Genomic DNA, 20,048 nt, shown 5'->3' with positions numbered 1-20,048 from the left:
ATTAGGCCTTTATGCTTAATCGATTCTGAACGCCGGCCCTGACTTTACGGCTACCAGACGAGGTCCAGCCGCTCCAGCCCGTGGAAGTGGAAGCTGTCCTTGACCTGCGGCTCATGCTTGAGCCGCAGGCCGGGCAGGCGCTGGAACAGGATCGGCAGGGACAAATTGAGCTCAAGCCGCGCAAGCGGCGCGCCGATGCAAAAATGCAGGCCGGCGCCAAACGAGACATTGGCGCCCTCGTTGCGGTCCGGTTTGAATTTGCCGGGGGCGGTGAATTTGCGCGGATCGACATTTGCCGCCCCGAGCATAAGGCCGATCTTGTCGCCCTTTCTAAGCGCGATGCCGTCCTCCAGTTCGATATCCGACAGTGCATAACGCTGGAAGATGTGGAGCGGCGCGGCGAAGCGCAGGCACTCCTCCACCGTTCGCTCCGTCGCTTCCTCGCCCGCGAAAAGTGTGGTGGGGGAGAGGCCGGATTGCAGGATGGTGCGGACCGCATTGCCGATCTGGTGTACGGTCGCCTCGTGACCGGCGTTCAGCAGCAGCACCGTCGTCGAGATAAGTTCGGCCTCCGAGAGGCGCTCGCCATCCTTCTCGGAATTGATCATATGGGTGAGCAGGTCGTCTGCGGGCTTCGTTCGTTTGTCAGTGATGATGTTCTTCAGGTATTCAGCAAATTCCGCCGAAGCCTGGTTGGCGTCGAGCTCGGTTTCGAAGGTCGGATTGAAGACGTACATCTTCACCATGCGGTGCGACCAGTCGAGAAGGCGAGGGGCGGCCTCGACCGGAATGCCGAGCATGCGGGCGATGATGGTGACGGGGATCGTCTCGGCATAGCTCTTCAGCAGTTCGACCTCGCCATCCGTTTCGAAGCTGTCGATGATCGCGTGCGACAACGTTTCGATGTCCGGCCGGAGCTGTTCGATCTGCCGGGAAACGAAGGCGCGGTTGACGAGCGTCCGCAGCCGCGTGTGGGCCGGAGGCTCCAGTTCGAGCAGCGAATGCGCTTCCAGCGCGTCGAAGTCCTTGAGATGCGGCTTCGGCTCGGGCAGGCCGAGTTCCTCACGGGTCGCAACATGCAGGATCTGACGGCCGAAGCGGCGGTCGCGCAAAAGCGCGTTGACCTGATCATAGCCCGCGAAAAACCATTGCTGCGGCTCTTCCCAGAAGAAGGCCGGACATTGCGCATGGAGTGCGGCATAGGCCGGCAGCGGATTGCGGAAGAAGTCCGGATTGCGAACGTCGAGAGATGCGCGCCGGGCGGGGCCGTCTATGGTGAAAGCGGGGACTGCTGACATGACATCGGCTCTGGAAAAACAGACGGATTGAATTCCACCATATCTCTATTGCGCCGGCCGCGGCTGCGGCAAGCGCAATCGACAGACCGTCCGGCTGAAGGAACAAGATCCCTAATATCGACTTTTTCAGTGGCAATGATCGGCCTCATTGAGCATGATGCGGCAGCAGCAGGGAGCGGCATGGCAAGAACGCAAGGCAGTTTTTCCGCGGGCATCATGGCCGCGATCCGAAAACGGCGGCCGACCGTGGTCAATCGCGACGCGGCCGTGAGCCGTGGCGATGTCGTGATCGCCTCCTATAATATCCACAAATGCGTCGGCACCGACGGCCGGTTCGATCCAGGCCGCATCGCCCAGGTCATCGGCGAAATTGGCGCGGACATCGTCGCCCTCCAGGAGGCCGATCAGCGGTTCGGCGAACGCGCCGGGCTTCTGGATCTCGAGCATCTGCGACGCGAGGCTCATCTTGTGTCGGTGCCGATTTCTCCTTTCTCGGAAAAAGGGCATGGGTGGCACGGCAATGTCCTTTTGCTCAGGGAAGGTGCCGTATCGGACGTTCGGCAATTGAAACTTCCGGGCGTCGAGCCGCGGGGCGCGCTGGTCGTCGATCTCGACCTGAAGGTCGGACCGCTCAGGGTGATCGCCGCCCATCTTGGCCTGTTGCGTCACTCCCGGGCGCGCCAGGCAGAGACTATTCTGCGGGTCGCGGCCGATGGCGTCGGCCGGCCGACGCTGCTCATCGGCGACCTCAACGAATGGCGCATGGGGAAGCGTTCGTCGCTCACCTTCCTCAGTCCCATCTTCGACCCGAGCCATGCGACGGTCGCGAGCTTTCCGTCGCGCTTCCCACTGTTCCCGCTAGATCGCGTGCTTGGCAATCCGCATCATCTTGTGACTTCAGTGTCGGTACACGACACGCCGCTCGCGCGGGTGGCCTCCGATCACCTTCCGGTGAAGGCATCGATCGACCTGAAGGCCGCTCTCAAGGAAGGCGGCACCGATGACCGCTCCGGGTTGATCGATTTGGAGCCGGCGTGAAGGCCCGCCTGAGCAGCCCCTTAAATCGACACTATTTTTCGAGTAAAATCTCTCGACTATTCAAGATGTTGAAGGAGCCCCGGCGAGTCTGAGGACGCAGCCGATGCTGTGGACCGCGTGCATGTTCTTCTGGATTGCGTTCTTTCTTGCCGTTCTCCTCGGTCTTGTCGCTGCCGCGACACTATATGTCTATGGCGTATTCGGGCGCCGTCCGCAGGCGCCGCCATCCTTTGCCCTGCCTCTCACCGGGGAGCCGACCCGGATCGATGCAAGCGTTGCATCGCTTCTTGCCGCCCACTCCGGCGAATGCGCCGTCGCCCTGATTTCGGACAATATCGAGGCCTTCGTCGCGCGCGCCCATTCGGCGCGATCGACCGGCCGCAGCCTCGACCTGCAATATTATTATTGGAAGGACGAACTGACGGGGTTTCTTCTGACCCGCGAAATCATTCAGGCGGCCGAGCGTGGCGTGCGTGTGCGGCTGCTGCTCGACGACATCAATGCCGGCATCCACGACCGGCTATGCATCGCGCTTGACGCGCATCCGAATGTCGATGTGCGCCTCTTCAATCCTAGCCGGGCGCGGACCGACCGTTTCCGCCGTGGCTTCGAAATGGCGGTCCGCGCCTTGAGCGCCACGCGGCGGATGCACAACAAGTTGTGGATCGCCGACGGCCGGGTGGCCATTGCCGGCGGACGGAATATAGGCGACGCCTATTTCGATGCCGCCGAACTGTCGAACTTCCGCGACCTGGATGTCTGGATGACGGGACCGGTGGTCGATCAGGCGACGGCCATGTTCGATCAATATTGGAACAGTGCATCCGTGTTGCCGATCGCGGCGCTTCGGACACCGCGCAAGCACTACCTGCCGGCGCTGCGCGAAACGCTCGATGCGCTGGCGCGGACCGCGGCGGCCCGCTTCTATCTGGAACGGGTGGGCGATGCGGAGACAGCAGCGGATCTCTATTGGGGCAGCCGCAGGCTTCACCGCAGCGCCGGCGTGCGCCTAGCCTTCGATCCGCCGGAAAAGGCGCTGATGCAGAAGCGGCAGAACTGGTTGCTGCGCGAGCTTTTTCCGCTGATCAATGGCGCCGAGTGCGACCTGCGCATCATGTCCCCCTATTTCATTCCTGGCGCCGAGGGAACGCGCCAACTGACGGCGCTCGCGAAGAAGGGCGTGCGGGTGGCGGTGCTCACGAATTCACTGGCGGCGACGGACGTTGCCGCCGTGCATGGCGGCTATATGAAATACCGCAAGGGCCTGCTGGAGGGGAGCATCGATCTTTACGAGCTGAAGGAAGACGGCGACGTGATCGATCGCCATCGCATGTCGCTGTTCGGCGCGCGCAATGCCAGCCTGCACACCAAGGCTTTCGTCGTGGATGGCAAGTTCGGTTATGTGGGATCGATGAACTTCGATCCGCGTTCCGCCTCTCTCAATACGGAGATGGGGGTGATTTTCTCCGACGAGACACTGGCCGCCGAACTCCAGTCCATCTTCGACGAGGAGACGCTGCCGGAGAGGAGTTATCGGTTGGCGCTCGAAGGCGGAAGGCTCGTCTGGCGCGACCGGGCGAACGGAGCGACACGGCTGCTCGGACGGGAGCCGGACGCGGGCGCCCATCGCCGCCTGATTGCCGGAGCGATCCGCTTCTTGCCGCTCGAATCCCAACTCTGATAACAAGGACTTCGGTTTTACGGATCGTTTACCGCGACTTCGCGAATGCCTGTGAGCAAGGCGGCAATGGGCACGCCATCGGGCGGCAACGCTGGAAAAATGTTCTATCGTCAGGTCGCCGCGGTCAACGAAAAACGTTGGTCCGAAGCGCTGCGACCATTAAGCTTATCGAATGTTCGCGACTTGAAGTGAAGGGCATTGACACTCTATGTAAGGACTGAGGCTTATCCAATGATTCCCGGTCCGCGAAGGGATTGCGGGCCCGACTATGAAGGTTCGATATGAGAAATCCAGTTGATACGGCCATGGCGCTGGTGCCGATGGTTGTTGAGCAGACCAACCGCGGCGAACGGTCCTACGACATCTATTCGCGGCTGCTCAAGGAGCGCATCATCTTCCTTACGGGCCCCGTCGAAGACCACATGGCGACGCTCGTCTGCGCGCAATTGCTCTTCCTGGAAGCGGAGAACCCGAAGAAGGAAATCGCCCTCTACATCAACTCGCCGGGCGGCGTTGTGACGGCTGGCATGGCGATCTACGACACCATGCAGTTCATCAAGCCGGCCGTATCGACGCTCTGCATCGGTCAGGCAGCGTCGATGGGCTCGTTGCTGCTGGCGGCCGGCCACAAGGACATGCGCTTTGCGACGCCCAATGCGCGCATCATGGTGCACCAGCCCTCCGGCGGCTTCCAGGGGCAGGCCTCCGACATCGAGCGGCATGCCAGAGACATTCTCAAGATGAAGCGCCGCCTGAACGAGGTCTATGTCAAGCATTGCGGCCGCACCTACGAGGAAGTCGACCAGACGCTCGATCGCGACCATTTCATGAGTGCCGACGAGGCGCTCGATTGGGGTCTGATCGATAAGGTAATCACCTCGCGCGAAGCTGCAGAGGGCAGTGAATAGGGTTGAAATCACGCCGCAGATGCGGTTGTGACACATTTGTAACGGCTGAGGGCTTTATCGGAAGGGCAAAGCCGTTAATATGAACCGCTAATGCTATGCCGGAGTTTAGGGTATAGCATGCGGATTTCGACGGGAGAGTCGTTGCAACCGAAATCAGGCATTGCCCTGAGGCGGTGAGTACTCCCAGGAACCCTGCGCGGCGCCTTGATCGCGCGCAAGGCGAATTGACTGGTCCGTGATATCTTTCCGAAGGTGTCCGGCGTGCTGGAAGGAAATGAAAATGAGCAAGGTCAGCGGCAGCAACGGCGGTGACTCGAAGAATACCCTCTATTGTTCGTTTTGCGGCAAGAGCCAGCACGAAGTGCGTAAGCTGATTGCCGGCCCCACCGTGTTCATCTGTGATGAATGCGTGGAACTCTGCATGGACATCATCCGCGAAGAGAACAAGACCTCGATGGTCAAGTCCCGCGATGGCGTTCCCACCCCGCAGGAAATCATCAAGGTTCTCGACGAATACGTCATCGGGCAGCAGCAGGCCAAGCGCATCCTGTCCGTCGCCGTGCACAACCACTACAAGCGCCTTGCCCACGCGGCCAAGAGCAGCGACGTGGAACTGGCCAAGTCGAACATCATGCTGGTCGGTCCGACCGGTTGCGGCAAGACCTATCTGGCTCAGACGCTCGCCCGTATCATCGACGTGCCCTTCACCATGGCCGACGCGACGACGCTGACGGAAGCGGGCTATGTCGGCGAGGACGTCGAGAACATCATTCTGAAGCTGCTGCAGGCCGCCGACTACAACGTCGAGCGCGCCCAGCGCGGCATCGTCTACATCGACGAGGTCGATAAGATTTCGCGCAAGTCCGACAATCCGTCGATCACGCGCGACGTCTCGGGCGAGGGCGTGCAGCAGGCGCTGCTGAAGATCATGGAAGGCACCGTGGCCTCCGTGCCCCCCCAGGGCGGCCGCAAGCATCCGCAGCAGGAATTCCTGCAGGTGGATACGACCAACATCCTGTTCATCTGCGGCGGCGCCTTCGCGGGCCTTGATAAAATCATCTCCGCCCGCGGCGAAAAGACCTCGATCGGCTTCGGTGCCACGGTTCGCGCGCCGGAAGACCGGCGGGTCGGCGAAGTGCTGCGCGAACTCGAGCCGGAAGATTTGGTCAAGTTCGGCCTCATTCCGGAATTCATCGGCCGTTTGCCGGTTCTCGCGACCCTCGAGGATCTCGACGAGGACGCGCTGATCCAGATTCTGTCGGAGCCGAAGAACGCGCTCGTCAAGCAGTACCAACGGCTGTTCGAGATGGAAGACGTCGAGTTGACCTTCCACGAGGACGCCCTGCGCGAAATCGCCAAGAGGGCCATCGTCCGCAAGACCGGCGCCCGCGGCCTGCGCTCGATCATGGAGAAAATCCTGCTCGACACAATGTTCGAACTGCCGACGCTCGAGGGGGTTCGCGAGGTGGTGATCTCGGACGAAGTGGTCAAGGGAACCGCCCGGCCGCTCTATATCTACTCGGATCGCTCCGAAGAGAAGACCAACGTCTCGGCCTGACGGCTTGCCACGTTCAAATTGCACGAAAAAGCCCGCCCGAGTGCGGGCTTTTTCGTGCGCATACGGCGCATCCTTGATGCTCGCGAAGATGTGAAGGTGGAGATCAGCACGGCTCTTGTCCGCCGTGCGCCTTGTCGTTCGTGAGGACGGAGCAAGCTTGCGAACACTTTCGCCCTAAAATGATTGTGCTCGAGCGATTCGAATGTTGCGAAAGCTCCACAACAACGCAATGATACGACGATTCAATGAACGCGTTTGTGCGCCGGCGTCCGGGGAGCCACGTAAGGCCGGCATCAGCCTCTCAGCGTAAGAAACGGGAATTGTCCATGGAGGCGGAGAATGCGCCTAGCCTTGAAAAGGCCCCTGTTGCACTCCACTTTCATGAAGGAAATTTGACAGCCGGGAGTGCCGTTGAGGCTCCCGGGAACGGGCCCGAAATCGGGACGGAAAGGAAATGACATGACGAACAAAACGCCTCCGGCCGAAAGCGCGACCTATCCGGTTCTGCCGTTGCGCGACATTGTGGTCTTCCCGCATATGATTGTGCCGCTTTTCGTCGGCCGCGAGAAGTCCATCCGCGCGCTTGAAGAGGTGATGGGCACCGACAAGCAGATCATGCTGGCGACCCAGATCAATGCGACGGATGACGATCCGGAGCCTTCTGCGATCTACCGCGTCGGCACGATTGCCAATGTGCTGCAGCTTCTGAAGCTCCCCGATGGCACCGTCAAGGTTCTCGTCGAGGGGCGCGCACGGGCGGAGATCGACCGCTACACGGCACGCGAAGACTTCTACGAAGCGGTCGCCCATGTGCTGCGCGAGCCGGAAGAGGATCCGGTCGAGATCGAAGCGCTGAGCCGCTCGGTCGTCTCCGAATTCGAAAGCTACGTGAAGCTGAACAAGAAGATTTCCCCGGAAGTCGTCGGTGTCGCGAGCCAGATCGATGATTATTCCAAGCTCGCCGATACGGTTGCTTCGCACCTGTCGATCAAGATCGTCGAGAAGCAGGAAATGCTCGAGACGACCAGCGTGAAGATGCGCCTGGAAAAGGCGCTCGGCTTCATGGAAGGCGAGATCTCGGTTCTGCAGGTCGAAAAGCGAATCCGTTCGCGCGTCAAGCGGCAGATGGAGAAGACCCAGCGCGAGTACTACCTCAACGAACAGATGAAGGCGATCCAGAAGGAGCTCGGCGACAGCGAGGACGGCCGCGACGAGATGGCTGAACTCGAGGAGCGCATTGCCAAGACGAAACTTTCCAAGGAAGCCCGTGAGAAGGCCGATGCGGAGCTGAAGAAGCTGCGCCAGATGAGCCCGATGTCTGCGGAAGCGACCGTCGTGCGCAACTATCTGGATTGGCTTCTGGGCTTGCCCTGGGGCAAGAAGTCAAAGATCAAGACCGACCTCAACCACGCCGAGAAGGTGTTGGAGTTGGACCACTTCGGGCTCGACAAGGTCAAGGAGCGCATCGTCGAGTATCTGGCCGTGCAGGCGCGCTCCACGAAGATCAAGGGTCCGATCCTGTGCCTTGTCGGCCCTCCGGGCGTCGGCAAGACCTCGCTTGCCAAGTCGATCGCCAAGGCGACAGGCCGCGAATATATCCGCATGGCTCTCGGCGGCGTTCGCGACGAGGCGGAGATCCGTGGTCACCGCCGGACCTATATCGGCTCCATGCCGGGCAAGGTCGTGCAGTCGATGAAGAAGGCCAAGCGGTCCAACCCGCTCTTCCTGCTCGACGAGATCGACAAGATGGGCCAGGACTTCCGTGGCGATCCGTCTTCGGCGCTTCTGGAAGTACTCGATCCGGAACAGAACTCGACCTTCATGGATCACTATCTCGAGGTTGAATACGACCTCTCGAACGTGATGTTCATCACCACGGCGAACACGCTGAACATTCCGCCGCCGCTGATGGACCGCATGGAAGTCATCCGTATCGCCGGCTACACGGAGGAGGAAAAGCTGGAGATCGCCAAGCGACACCTGCTGCCGAAGGCGATCCGCGATCATGCGCTGCAGCCGAACGAATTCTCCGTGACCGACGGCGCGCTGATGGCGGTGATCCAGACCTACACACGCGAAGCGGGCGTTCGCAACTTCGAACGCGAGCTGATGAAGCTTGCCCGCAAGGCAGTGACCGAGATCCTCAAGGGCAAGACCAAGAAGGTCGAGGTGACGGCCGACAACGTCAACGACTATCTCGGCGTGCCGCGCTTCCGTCATGGTGAAGCCGAGCGCGACGACCAGGTGGGCGTTGTCACGGGTCTCGCCTGGACCGAGGTCGGCGGCGAACTGCTGACGATCGAAGGCGTGATGATGCCCGGCAAGGGCCGCATGACGGTCACCGGCAACCTGCGCGACGTTATGAAGGAATCGATTTCGGCGGCGGCATCCTATGTCCGCTCGCGTGCGATCGATTTCGGCATCGAGCCGCCGCTCTTCGACAAGCGCGACATCCACGTGCACGTGCCGGAAGGTGCGACGCCGAAGGATGGTCCGTCCGCCGGCGTTGCCATGGCGACGGCAATCGTCTCAGTGATGACCGGCATTCCGATCCACAAGGATGTGGCGATGACCGGCGAGATCACCCTGCGTGGCCGCGTCCTGCCGATCGGCGGTTTGAAGGAGAAGCTGTTGGCGGCGCTGCGTGGCGGCATCAAGAAGGTGCTGATCCCCGAAGAGAACGCCAAGGATCTCGCCGAGATCCCGGACAATGTGAAGAACAACCTCGAAATCATCCCGGTTTCGCGGATGGGCGAGGTGCTCGAGCACGCATTGACGCGGCGTCCCGAGCCGATCGAATGGGACCCGGCAAGCCACGCCAGCACCATTTCGCCGGTCGATTCGCAGGACGAAGCGGGGGCCTCGATCGCCCACTGAAAATGCGCAAAGAGGGCCGAGACTGTGTCCCTCTTGCGCCCTTTGCCGAGAAAAACGGAAAAGACCGGCCATTTGCCGGTCTTTTCTGTTGTAAAAGCACCCTCTAAGCCTTGCATTTCAAGGGATTCGGCGCAATTGGGAATGGCAAGACGTGGGCGTGCGCAAGCCGCCCCGGCTTAAAAGACAGTCGTTTCGAACCAATATGAAAGGGGTGGAAACATGAACAAAAATGAGCTCGTGTCTGCCGTTGCGGAGAAGGCCGGACTTTCCAAGGCCGATGCGTCTTCCGCTGTTGACGCAGTGTTTGAGACCATTCAGGGCGAACTGAAGAGCGGTGGCGACATTCGTCTCGTCGGCTTCGGCAACTTCTCCGTGAGCCGTCGCGAAGCGAGCAAGGGCCGCAACCCGTCGACGGGTGCGGAAGTTGACATCCCGGCGCGCAACGTGCCGAAGTTCACGGCCGGCAAGGGCCTGAAGGACGCCGTCAACTAATCGGACGCGTTTCAGGTCCGCAAGGATCTGGACGATGCCGGTACGGCCTCTGCTTGGCGGCGCCGCTACAGAGGCCGCAAAGGTTCATGTTCCATCTGCCGCTCCTCGTCGCAGGATCGTCGGCAGGTTGATTGAGGCCCGGTCGATCCGGGCCTCTTTTCATTTCAACCTCCGCTGTCATCGGGCTGTTACAGGACGGTTGCACAAGCCTCCCATTCGGAAGGTGGCGAGTACCGATTCCGGTTAACACCGCGGTGTCGGAATGCCCGATCCCCGGGCGCGCGCCGCGACAGGAGGGACAAATGAGGGCTTTTTCCATAACCGCTGCCTTGGCCACGGCGCTGGCCGCATCGACGGCACCCGCCGCTCGGGCCGAACAGGTCTTTAACCGCATTGCATCCTTTGCCGTCGCCGGCAACCTGCCCCAAGGCGCCGACCGAAAGGCGCCGACATCGGCGGAAATCATCACCGCCAGCGACGACGGCAAGACGCTCATTTATACGGATAGCCCCGGCAAGCGCATTGGCTTCATCAACATCACCGACGCCCGAATGCCGAAGGCTGATGGCATCGTTCCCTTCGACGGCGAGCCGACGTCGGTCGCGGTCGCCGACGCGAAGGCTCTGGTCGCCGTCAACACGCGCGAAAGCTTCACCAAACCCTCCGGCCTGCTTGCCGTTGTCGATATCGCGACGAAAAGGGTTGACGCCACTTGCGATCTCGGCGGCCAGCCGGATTCCGTAGCGGTCAACAAGGATCGGACGCTTGCCGCGATCGCCATCGAGAACGAGCGCGACGAGGAGGTCAACGACGGGCAAATCCCGCAGATGCCGGCGGGCGACCTCGTGATCCTGTCGCTGAAGGACGGAGTCGCGGATTGCGCGACGATCAAGCATGTGGCGCTCACCGGACTTGCCGAAGTCGCCGGTGAGGATCCGGAGCCGGAATTCGTCGCCTTCAACGGCAAGGACGAGATTGCGCTCACCCTGCAGGAAAACAATCACATCGTCATAATCGATGGCAAGTCGGCGACGGTGAAGGCGCATTTCTCCGCCGGGACGGTGGATCTCAACAACGTCGACGCCAAGCGTGACGGCGCCATCGCCTTTACGGGCGAACAGGCTGGCCGCAAACGTGAGCCCGATGCCGTCAAATGGCTCGACGACAACCGCCTGGTGGTCGCCAATGAAGGCGACTACGTAGGCGGCGCCCGCGGCTTTACGATCTTTGACGCGACCGGCAAGGCTTTGTTCGAGTCCGGTGCTAGCCTCGAACACGCGATCGCGCAGATCGGCCACTATCCGGAGAAGCGCTCGTCGGCGAAGGGCATCGAGCCGGAAGGCCTGGAAATGGCGCAATACGGCGACGACAAGCTCTTCTTCGTGCTCTCCGAGCGCGCCTCGATCGTCGGCGTTTACCGGGACACCGGCGCGGAACCGGAACTGCTCCAGCTTCTGCCGTCCGGAATCTCGCCCGAAGGTGCGATCGCCATCCCCGGCCGCAATCTGTTTGCGACCGCCAACGAGGTCGACCTCGTCGAGGACGACGGCGCGCGGGCGCATGTGATGATCTATGAGCGCAGGGAAGGGGAGGCCGCCTACCCGCAGATTCGCTCCGCGGAGAAGAACGGTCTGCCGATCGGGTTCGGCGCGCTGTCCGGCCTTGCGGCGGTAGAGGACAAGCCGGGCATCCTCAGGGCGGTCAACGATTCCGTCCTCTCCTCGCAGCCGACGATTTTCACGGTCGATGCGACGCAGAAGCCGGCGCTGATCACCGAGGCGCTGCCGATCACCCGCGATGGCGCAGCCGCGCAAAAGCTCGACATCGAAGGCGTCGCAAATGACGGCGAAGGCGGATTCTGGCTGGCGTCCGAAGGCAACGCGGACAAGCTTTATAGCCACGCGCTCTTCCACGTGAACAAGAAGGGCGAAATCAAGCAGGAGATTGCCCTTCCGGCAGAGCTCGCCGCCAACGAAATTCGCTACGGCTTCGAAGGGATCACGGCCGTTGGCGAAGGGGACGACCTGACGCTCTGGATGGCGGTTCAGCGCGAGTGGAAGGACGATGAGAAGGGCTTCGTCAAGCTCGTCTCCTACAAGCCGGCGAAGGAAGAGTGGGGCGCGGTGCGCTACCCGCTCGACAAGTCCGAGGAAGGATGGGTCGGTCTTTCGGAGATCTCCGTCCATGGCGACTACGCCTATCTCATCGAGCGCGACAATCTGATCGGCGAAGCGGCGAAGCTCAAGAAGCTCTACCGCGTCGCGCTTGCCGATCTGAAACCCGCCGCGCTCGGCGGCGAACTGCCGGTCGTCAAGAAGGAAGAGGTGCGCGATCTCATTCCCGAGCTGAAGTCGCTGAATGGCTATGTGGTCGACAAGGTGGAGGGCTTCACGGTCGATGCGGCTGGAAACGGCTACGTCGTCACGGATAATGACGGCGTCGACGACTCGTCCGGCGAGACCCTGTTCTTCTCCATTGGCGCAATTAACGCGATGTAAGCGTCGGCCGGGAGAAAGCGGAAGAGGCCGGGACATGACGACCCGGCCCCTTGTTTTTGGTACCGTGTTCGGCCCGAGCCTGCACGATCAACGCGCGGCAGCGATTTCGGCCTCTTCCTCCGCTTCCTTGCGCTTGCGGATTTCATCGGTCTTGTCGACGAGCTTGCCAACGATCTCGTAGAGCTGATCGAGCTGCTCGTCGTCCAGGGCCGAGAAGATTTCCTCGAGAAGTTGCTTGCGCGGATGTTCCGCCGCCTGGAGGACGGCCCGGCCGGTCTCGGTGATCGAGACGATCTTTGCACGGCGATCGTCCGGATCGGGCTTGCGCATCACCAGACGATCGCGCTCCAGCCCGTCGATCGCTTCCGTCACGGTTCTGGGGGCGAAGTTCAAGGCGCAGGCGATATCGGTGGAGCGGCAAGGGCCGAGTTTGCTCAGGAAGAACAGGAACTTGCTTCGGGCAAGCGATACACCTTCCTCGGTCATCGACTCGTTTACCAGGCGATGGACGCGATGGTAGAGTTCGAACAGCTTGTCGGAGACTTCGAATGTCGTCTTCATGAATACCGTTGAGATATGGTGAGGTGCCATGTCAAATGGCAGTTGGACTATATTTAGTGACGATCGCCGTATTTGTCGACAAAAACCTCCTAATTCTTACGGACAGGGCCTCACGAAGAGAAACGGCCCTCGGATTTGAGGGCCGTTGAACTGGCGTGACGAAGAATTGCTGCCGGCTGAGCCTAGATTAAAATTAAGCGGCGAGGCTCGGTCCGGATGTTCGGCCTTGGGTCCAGCCGTGGCCATTGTCCGTTGTTCCAGCCAGCGTGAAGCGGCCGATCAGTTCGCGCAGGCGGCCGGCCTCCTGTGCCAGGGTGGCGCTGGCGGCATTGGCTTCCTCGACCATAGCCGCGTTCTGCTGCGTCACCTGGTCCATCTGGTTGACTGCCATATTGACTTCGGAAAGGCCGGCGGACTGCTCCTGGGCCGAAACCGCAATGGCGTCCATGTGTTCGTTGATCGTGACGATAAAGCTCTCGATGGTGCGAAGGGCTTCGCCTGTTTCGCGCACGAGCCGAACGCCGCTTTCGACTTCGTTCGCCGAGTTGCGGATCAGCTCCTTGATTTCCTTGGCTGCGTTGGCGGAGCGCTGGGCAAGCTCCCGGACCTCCTGGGCGACGACGGCGAAACCCTTGCCGGCGTCGCCGGCGCGCGCCGCTTCGACGCCGGCATTGAGCGCCAGGAGGTTCGTCTGGAAGGCGATCTCGTCGATGACGCCGATGATGTTGGAAATCTGGCTGGAGGAATGCTTGATCCGCCCCATCGCGTCGATCGCGGCGGAAACGATTGCGCCGGACTTGTGGGCGCTAGCGTTCGCCTGACTCGCCACTGCACGCGCTTCATTGGTGCGCTTCGAGGAATTGGAGACATTGACCGTGATCTGATTGAGCGCGGCGGCGGTTTCTTCGAGCGATGCCGCCTGCTGCTCGGTCCGCCGCGACAGGTCGTCGGCGCTGTGGCTCACTTCGCGCGCGCCCCCGTCGATGCTGCTCGAGCTCGTCGCGACGGCGGAGAGCGTGTCGGCGAGCTGGGCGACCGCCTGGTTCAGGTCGTGCCGCAGCGGTTCGAAGTCGGGCGCGAAAGCTTCGTCGAGCTCGAAGGCGAGGTCGCCGCTGGCCAGCCGCCGAAGGCCGTTGGCGAGACCCGCTGTCGCTTCCTGGAGGCGCCGCTGTGCCGCCGTTTCGGCTTCCTCTGTCACCTTTTGACGCTCGGCTTCCGATTCGGCGCGCTGGAGGCGGGCTTCCTCCTCGAGCTTGTGATTAGTGATCGCCGCCTGGCGGAAGATTTCGACGGCACGAGCCATTTCACCGATCTCGTCCTTGCGGCCGCCGTGGGGAATGCTGCTTGCCGTATTGCCACCGGCAAGTTTCGCCATCGCGGCGGTGATGATCCGGATCGGGCGAGCGACGCCGCGGACGGCATAGGCGATTGCGCCCAGAACGACGAGGGCGGCAAAACCGATGACCACGGTTTCCATCGTCATGGCCTGCTCATGTGTCGCGGCGCTTGCGGCAACGGCGGCATCCGCACCAGCAAGATTAGAGGCAAGCACTTCGTCGATCGCCTCATCGATCTTCTTTTCGGTCGCCGCCATCTCGACCTTGAAAACGCCCTGGGCCTTCATGTTCTCGAGGTTGTTGGAGTATTTCAGCATACTGTCGGCGGTCGACAGATAGGCCTGATAGGCCGCATGCACCTTGGCAAGTGCCGCCTTGTCGGCATCCGAAGTCGCGAGAACCGCATACTCTTCCGAGAGCTTGCCGAAACCGGCGACAGTCTCGCCGATGACCTTTTCCGCCCGTTTCTTCTCGAACGGGGTGAGCGAGATCAGGTGGCGCGCGAAAGCCATCCGTGTGTCCGAGAGCTGGGTTTCGAGAGCGCGCGCTAGCGAAACGCGTGGCAACCAGCTGTCGGCAAGCTCGTTGTTTCGCTCGTTCAGCATGCGAATGCTGTTCATCGAGGAGAGGGCAAGTGCTGCGACGATAACGACGACCAGAACGAAAAGGCCGATCAGCGTATGCGATATCTTCAGGCGGGACATGGACAACTCCGGAATAGCATCCGCAAATCTTGGTGAACTGTTCCGGCTCTTGATCGTCATGACGGAGCGGATGCCGAAGCAGGAATCATTCCGGTGCTGAAAATGCCCAAAGGCGTTCCCGCCGGGAAAACTACCGGGCAAGACGTTACAAAACCGATAATCGGGGAGCCTGCTGGGCGCGGATGCGGCCCACTTGGACAGTTGCGGAACGTTGCCCACAGCTGAGGTTGGGCTATAGCCCCGCGCGCCATTGACGCGCTATTCAGGGGCAGCCATGGTCGGCCATGCCCTTCCGATTTGTTCATACCGCAGATCTCCATCTCGATTCGCCCTTACGCAGCCTGGCACTGCGAAACGAGGAGCTTGCCGGGATCGTCCGGGGCGCCACCCGCAATGCCCTGGTGCGCATCGTCGATCTCTGTATTGCCGAAGGAGTCGATGCGCTGCTGATCGCCGGCGATCTCTATGACGGCAATCAGACCTCGATGAATACGGCACTTTTCCTCGCGGGCGAGCTCCGCCGCCTCGACGAGGCGGGCATCCGCACCTTCATCATCCGCGGCAATCACGACGCCCAGTCGCAAGTGACGCGCGAGCTGACGCTGCCGCCGTCGGTGCATGTCTTTCCGGGGCGCGGCAAGCCGGTCGTCGCCAAGATTCTGGAGAACGGCAGATCCGTCCATATCCACGGCATGAGCTTTTCCGACCCGCATGCGCCGGAAAGCCTGCTGCCGCATTTCCACCCCCCCGTTGCGGATGCCATCAACGTCGGCATGCTGCACACGAGCCTCGCCGGTTCGGCGGGCCATGATCCCTACGCCCCCTGCAGCGTCGCCGACCTTCGGGCACACGGCTACGATTACTGGGCCCTCGGCCACGTCCACCAGCGGCAGGTCCACAGCGAGAGCCCCTGTATCGTCATGCCTGGCATGCCGCAGGGACGCGATATCAACGAATCGGGGGTGAAGGGCGTCGCGATCGTGATGATCGACGACGACGGTGAGGTGACACTGGAAGAGCGGCCGGTGGGCGCGGCGGTGTTCGAGCGGGTCTCGATCGACCTGACGGGAACCGCGGACTGGCGCGACATGCTCGAGACGGTTGGCAGGCAGCTCGCCCTGCTTCGCAAGAGCCAACCGGAAGCCGATCTCATACTGCGGATTACGCTGACGGGCGCGACACCGCTTTCCTGGCGGCTGCGGCGGGATTTCGATCTCCTGCAAGGAGAGTTGGAGAACATCGCAGCCGGGCAGGGCCGATGCTGGGTCGAGAAGGTCGAGACCCTGTTTGCGGGCTGCAGCAAGCATGCGGGCCGCATCGCTGCCGATCCGATTGGCGAACTGACGGCGCTCGTCGAGAACGAAGTGTTGTCGGCCTTTGCCTTCCGCGCCGACATGCGCGCCGTCGCCGAGGAGCTGCTGCCGCATCTGCCTGCGGAACTGCGGAACCTGCTCGCCGCCGACGAGGAAGGGCTCGACGATCTCGTCGAGAACGCGGCCCTTTCCGGAAGCGCCGACGTCCTGTCGCATCTCCATGGCCGCAGCGCCATCGATGGCATCGACTGATGCGGCTGCAACAGCTGGATCTCGTCCGTTACGGCAAGTTCACCGGGCGCAGCCTCGATTTCGGCGCCGCCAGGCCGGGAGAGCCTGATTTCCACCTGATCTACGGCCCGAACGAGGCGGGCAAATCGACCTTGTTCTCGGGCTTCCTCGATCTGCTCTTCGGCATCGAGCGCGTCAGTCCCTACGGGTTTCTGCATCCCTACCCGACGATGCGGATCGGCGGCGTCGTGGAGGCCGGCGGCAAGAGGCATCACGCCTATCGGATCAAGCGCAACGCAAACAGTCTCGTCGGTCCCGACGAGCAGCCGCTGCCGGACAACCTCTTCTCCGCGGCTCTCGGATCGATCGACCGCGACACCTATCGCATGATGTTCTCGCTCGACGACGACAGCATCGAGGAGGGCGGGGAGGCCATCCTCAAGAGCGAGGGGGAGCTGGGTTCGCTGTTGTTCTCGGCAAGCTCCGGCCTGCCGGACAGCGGCGCGGTGCTCGCCAACCTGCGCGCCGAAGCGGATGCCTTTTTTCGCCCCCAGGCGCGCAAGCATCGGCTAGCGGAACTGAAGGCGGAGTTGGACGCGCTCAAGTTCGAGCGCAAGGCTGTCGACGTCAATGCGCGCGAGTATGCCGATCTTCGCAAGACGCTGGCGAAAGCCCGGGAACGCCATGATGTGGCAGCGCGGCAGCGCGCCGAACTGCGCGTCAGACGGGATCGGCTGCGCGTCGAGCTCGAGGCACTGCCGCTCCTGGCAAGGCTCCGCCATGCGCGGGAACGGCTTGCGGAGACGCAGGCGTTGCCGGTCCCGCCGCAAGATTGGTGGAACGACCTGCCGGCGCTCCGCAGGCAGGAGGTCGAAATCGCCACCCGACTGCGGCAACTGGACGAAGAGCTGGCACAGCGCCGGGCGGAACTCGAAGGACTGCCGCGGGACGATGAGGCGCTTGCGCTCGCGGGGCGGTTCGAGGCGCTGCGTGATTCGGCACTCGACGCCCGCTACCAGACGGCCGCCCGCGATATGCCGTCGCGACTGGACGAACTGGCAAGGACCTCGGCCGAGATCCGCGCATGTCTCATCCGTCTCGGCGAGGCTGACAATCCCGATCCCGTTTCGCTGGTACTGCCGACCACACGGGCTGCTCGACTCCAGGAACTGATTCGTCAGCATGCCGGCCTTTCGGAAAAGCTGGCATCGGCGCGCGAGGAGCTCGACAGTGCAAGGCGCAATCGCGCCCAGTCGGAACGCGAGCTGGACCGGCTCAAGGGCGGCGTCGCCGATACCGGCATCCTCATGGAACGGCTGCATGTGTTGCGCCAGAATGATTGCCTGTTGCGTCAGCAGGCCGCGACCAGGGAGATCGACCGGCTGGAGGCAGCACTTGCCGATGCAATGGACAGGCTGCGGCCTTTCGCCGGCGATGCCGATGAATTGGCGAGGCTTCCTGCACCCGCGGCCGGCGTCGTCGCCATGTGGAGAGCGGAGGACGCAGGCCTCTCGGAGCGGCGGTTGCGGCTCGACGATCGGATCGGTGACGAGCGCGAGCGCCAGGCGGGGGACGAGGCGCGGCTCGCCGCAATGGCGTCGCACGGCGCGGCTGTGGATGACGCGACGGCGGGCGCGCTGCGCCGGCGCCGGGACTTTGCCTGGCAATTGCATCGCTCCAGCCTTGACGAGGAGACGGCAGGCGCATTCGAGGCCACAATGAGGGATGACGATGCCGCCGTCGCACTTCGTCTGGCCAATGCCGAGCGGGTGGCCGAGATGCGCGGCCTCGCTCTCGCGATTTCGGAAAGGCGCGCTCGTCTTGAGGCGCTCGAGAGACAAAGAGCGGCCTTGTCCGAAGAGGGCCAACGGCTGGACGCAATGGTGGCTGCTGCCGCAACCGCAAGCGGTTTACCCAACGTGAAGCTGGTGCCGCATCTGGAGGCCTGGCTTGCCACGCGAGCGGCGGCGCTCGAGTTGCGCGCCGATCTGCGCGCCGCGTGCCAGGCGCGCGACAGGGCCTCTTCGGAAGAGCAGGCGGCGACACGCGCGTTGCGGGAGGAATTGCTGCGGCTCGGCGTGACCGATTACTTGCCGGACCGGCTCGATGAACTCCTCGTGGCTGCGGAACAAATCGTCTCCCGTGCGCAAAGTGCGGTGGCGGCCCACGGCGCGGCTCTTGCGCAGCTTCGCCGCGCGTCCGAAGCCATGGAAAACCGGGAGACGGTTCTCGCCGCCGCCGAGGCTGCCATGGTTCGCTGGGATGATGCATGGGCGGAGGGGCTCGCCGCGACCTGGCTTGCCGGCCGCGCCGACCGGCCGCCTCCGCACGAAATCGGCCCGGTGCTCGCCGTGCTGCAGGATTTCGACAAGCTGATGCAGAGGAAGACCGAACTCGACCATCGCATTGCAGCCATGCGGAAGGATCAGAAGAGCTTTGCCGAGGCGATCGCGGATCTCGCCCGCGAAGTGGCGGAGCGGGGAGGGGGCGATCCGCTCGAGCTCTACGCGTCGCTGCGTGACCGCATTGCGGCGGCGCAGCGCCAGGAAGGGCGACGCCTCGATGCTTCGGGCAACATCGTATGCCTGGAAGAGGCCCTTAGATTGCTGCGAAGTGAAGAGAAGCAGCATCTGGCGATGAGGCAGGTGATTCTCGACTTCTTCGGATGCGGGACGCTCGAAGAGGCCGGGTTCTGCCTGGAGGCGGTTCGCGAGCAGGAGAGGCAACGGCAGAGATGCGCAGAGTTTGAAGATGACCTGGTGACCAGGCTCGGCACAGCCACGAGCAGCGAGGCCGAATTTATCCTCGCTGGTGTGGATGAAGCGGAGCTCAGGCTTGAGCTCGCCCGGCTCGAGGAAGCGATCGATGTCGCCGATCGTGATGTCAGCGAGCTGCATTCGGAAGTGAGAAACAAGGAAAGGGCACTCGCGGAAATCGAGGGCGGCGACAGGGTGGCTGAACTCGAGCAGAAGCAGCGGACGATCCTGCTCGAGATCGAGCATAAGGCGGTTGGTTATCTGAGGCTGAAAGCGGGCGTCGTTGCCGCCGAGCATGCGCTGAGGCTGTTTCGCGAGCGCCATCGCAGCGCCATGATGCAGCGCGCCTCCCGGACATTTTCGCATATCAGCGGCGGTGAGTATGCCGGCCTCTCGACTGAGGCCGACAAGGGGCAGGAATTCCTGATCGCCAACACGGCTGTGGGCGGATCGAAGCTCGCAGGCGATCTCTCGAAAGGCACGCGCTTCCAGCTCTACCTGGCGCTGAGGATCGCCGGCTACCACGAGGTCGCGGCGGCCCGCGAGACGCTGCCTTTCATCGCCGACGACATCATGGAAACCTTCGACGACAATCGCGCCGGCCGGGCCTTCGATCTGATGGCCGAGATGGCGCGGGTCGGCCAGGTGATCTATCTGACGCACCACGAACACCTGTGCGATATCGCCCGCAGCGCCTGCCCCGGGGTAACCGTTCACAAGCTGTAGCGACTTTGCGGAAAAGAGATAAGGTGCAGGCGCTTTGTGCCCGCATTCGCGCTACAAGTTTTGACGCGAT

The 20,048-nt window shown here is 62.3% G+C and carries 13 protein-coding genes; 10 read left to right on the top strand and 3 right to left on the bottom strand.

Annotation, left to right across the window (positions count from 1 at the left end):
- Positions 1-50: 50 nt before the first annotated feature.
- Positions 51-1,298 (bottom strand): cytochrome P450, encoded by a 1,248-nt coding sequence (locus tag CO676_RS03540; protein ID WP_097519680.1) that lies wholly within the window; start codon positions 1,296-1,298, stop codon positions 51-53.
- A gap of 180 nt (positions 1,299-1,478) precedes the next feature.
- On the opposite strand from CO676_RS03540, the gene CO676_RS03535 reads away from it, so the two are divergent.
- The 8 genes from CO676_RS03535 (at position 1,479) to CO676_RS03505 (ending at position 12,350) form a co-directional block, all read left to right on the top strand.
- On the top strand, positions 1,479-2,336 hold the full coding sequence (locus CO676_RS03535) for an endonuclease/exonuclease/phosphatase family protein (protein WP_014764008.1): 858 nt from the start codon (positions 1,479-1,481) through the stop codon (positions 2,334-2,336).
- A gap of 121 nt (positions 2,337-2,457) precedes the next feature.
- Positions 2,458-4,017, top strand: coding sequence for a phospholipase D family protein (locus tag CO676_RS03530; RefSeq protein ID WP_097519679.1), 1,560 nt, complete (start codon positions 2,458-2,460; stop codon positions 4,015-4,017).
- 45 nt (positions 4,018-4,062) lie between these two features.
- Positions 4,063-4,209, top strand: a complete 147-nt coding sequence (locus tag CO676_RS35110) for a hypothetical protein (protein WP_179875400.1) — start codon at positions 4,063-4,065, stop codon at positions 4,207-4,209.
- 89 nt (positions 4,210-4,298) lie between these two features.
- A complete protein-coding gene (gene clpP, locus CO676_RS03525; protein WP_014764010.1) occupies positions 4,299-4,925 on the top strand; it encodes an ATP-dependent Clp endopeptidase proteolytic subunit ClpP in 627 nt (208 codons plus the stop codon).
- A gap of 280 nt (positions 4,926-5,205) precedes the next feature.
- Positions 5,206-6,483 (top strand): ATP-dependent Clp protease ATP-binding subunit ClpX, encoded by a 1,278-nt coding sequence (gene clpX, locus CO676_RS03520; RefSeq protein ID WP_014764011.1) that lies wholly within the window; start codon positions 5,206-5,208, stop codon positions 6,481-6,483.
- Positions 6,484-6,942: 459 nt separating this feature from the next.
- The gene (gene lon, locus CO676_RS03515) at positions 6,943-9,360 is read left to right on the top strand and encodes an endopeptidase La (protein WP_014764012.1); all 2,418 of its coding nucleotides are present in this window, start codon (positions 6,943-6,945) and stop codon (positions 9,358-9,360) included.
- 219 nt (positions 9,361-9,579) lie between these two features.
- Entirely contained in the window at positions 9,580-9,852 is a 273-nt protein-coding gene (gene hupB, locus CO676_RS03510; protein ID WP_014764013.1) for a DNA-binding protein HupB, read from the top strand.
- Between the two features lie 302 nt (positions 9,853-10,154).
- Positions 10,155-12,350, top strand: a complete 2,196-nt coding sequence (locus CO676_RS03505; RefSeq protein ID WP_097519678.1) for an esterase-like activity of phytase family protein — start codon at positions 10,155-10,157, stop codon at positions 12,348-12,350.
- Between the two features lie 87 nt (positions 12,351-12,437).
- Here the strand turns inward: CO676_RS03505 and CO676_RS03500 are convergent, their stop codons facing one another.
- Positions 12,438-12,911, bottom strand: coding sequence for a MarR family transcriptional regulator (locus tag CO676_RS03500; RefSeq protein WP_041414290.1), 474 nt, complete (start codon positions 12,909-12,911; stop codon positions 12,438-12,440).
- A 193-nt stretch (positions 12,912-13,104) separates the two neighbouring features.
- Positions 13,105-14,952, bottom strand: coding sequence for a HAMP domain-containing methyl-accepting chemotaxis protein (locus tag CO676_RS03495; RefSeq protein ID WP_179875399.1), 1,848 nt, complete (start codon positions 14,950-14,952; stop codon positions 13,105-13,107).
- A 284-nt stretch (positions 14,953-15,236) separates the two neighbouring features.
- Between CO676_RS03495 and CO676_RS03490 the strand changes: the two genes are divergently transcribed.
- Together CO676_RS03490 and CO676_RS03485 are read left to right on the top strand one after the other, a co-directional pair.
- Positions 15,237-16,517, top strand: coding sequence for an exonuclease SbcCD subunit D (locus CO676_RS03490; protein ID WP_097519676.1), 1,281 nt, complete (start codon positions 15,237-15,239; stop codon positions 16,515-16,517).
- Entirely contained in the window at positions 16,517-19,978 is a 3,462-nt protein-coding gene (locus CO676_RS03485) for an AAA family ATPase (protein ID WP_097519675.1), read from the top strand. The genes CO676_RS03490 and CO676_RS03485 overlap by 1 nt, the downstream gene beginning before the upstream one ends.
- Positions 19,979-20,048 lie beyond the last annotated feature (70 nt).

Origin of the sequence: Sinorhizobium sp. BJ1, assembly GCF_002531555.1 — a bacterium.
GTDB lineage: Bacteria > Pseudomonadota > Alphaproteobacteria > Rhizobiales > Rhizobiaceae > Sinorhizobium > Sinorhizobium fredii_B.
This window is presented reverse-complemented; position numbering and strand designations above follow the sequence as displayed.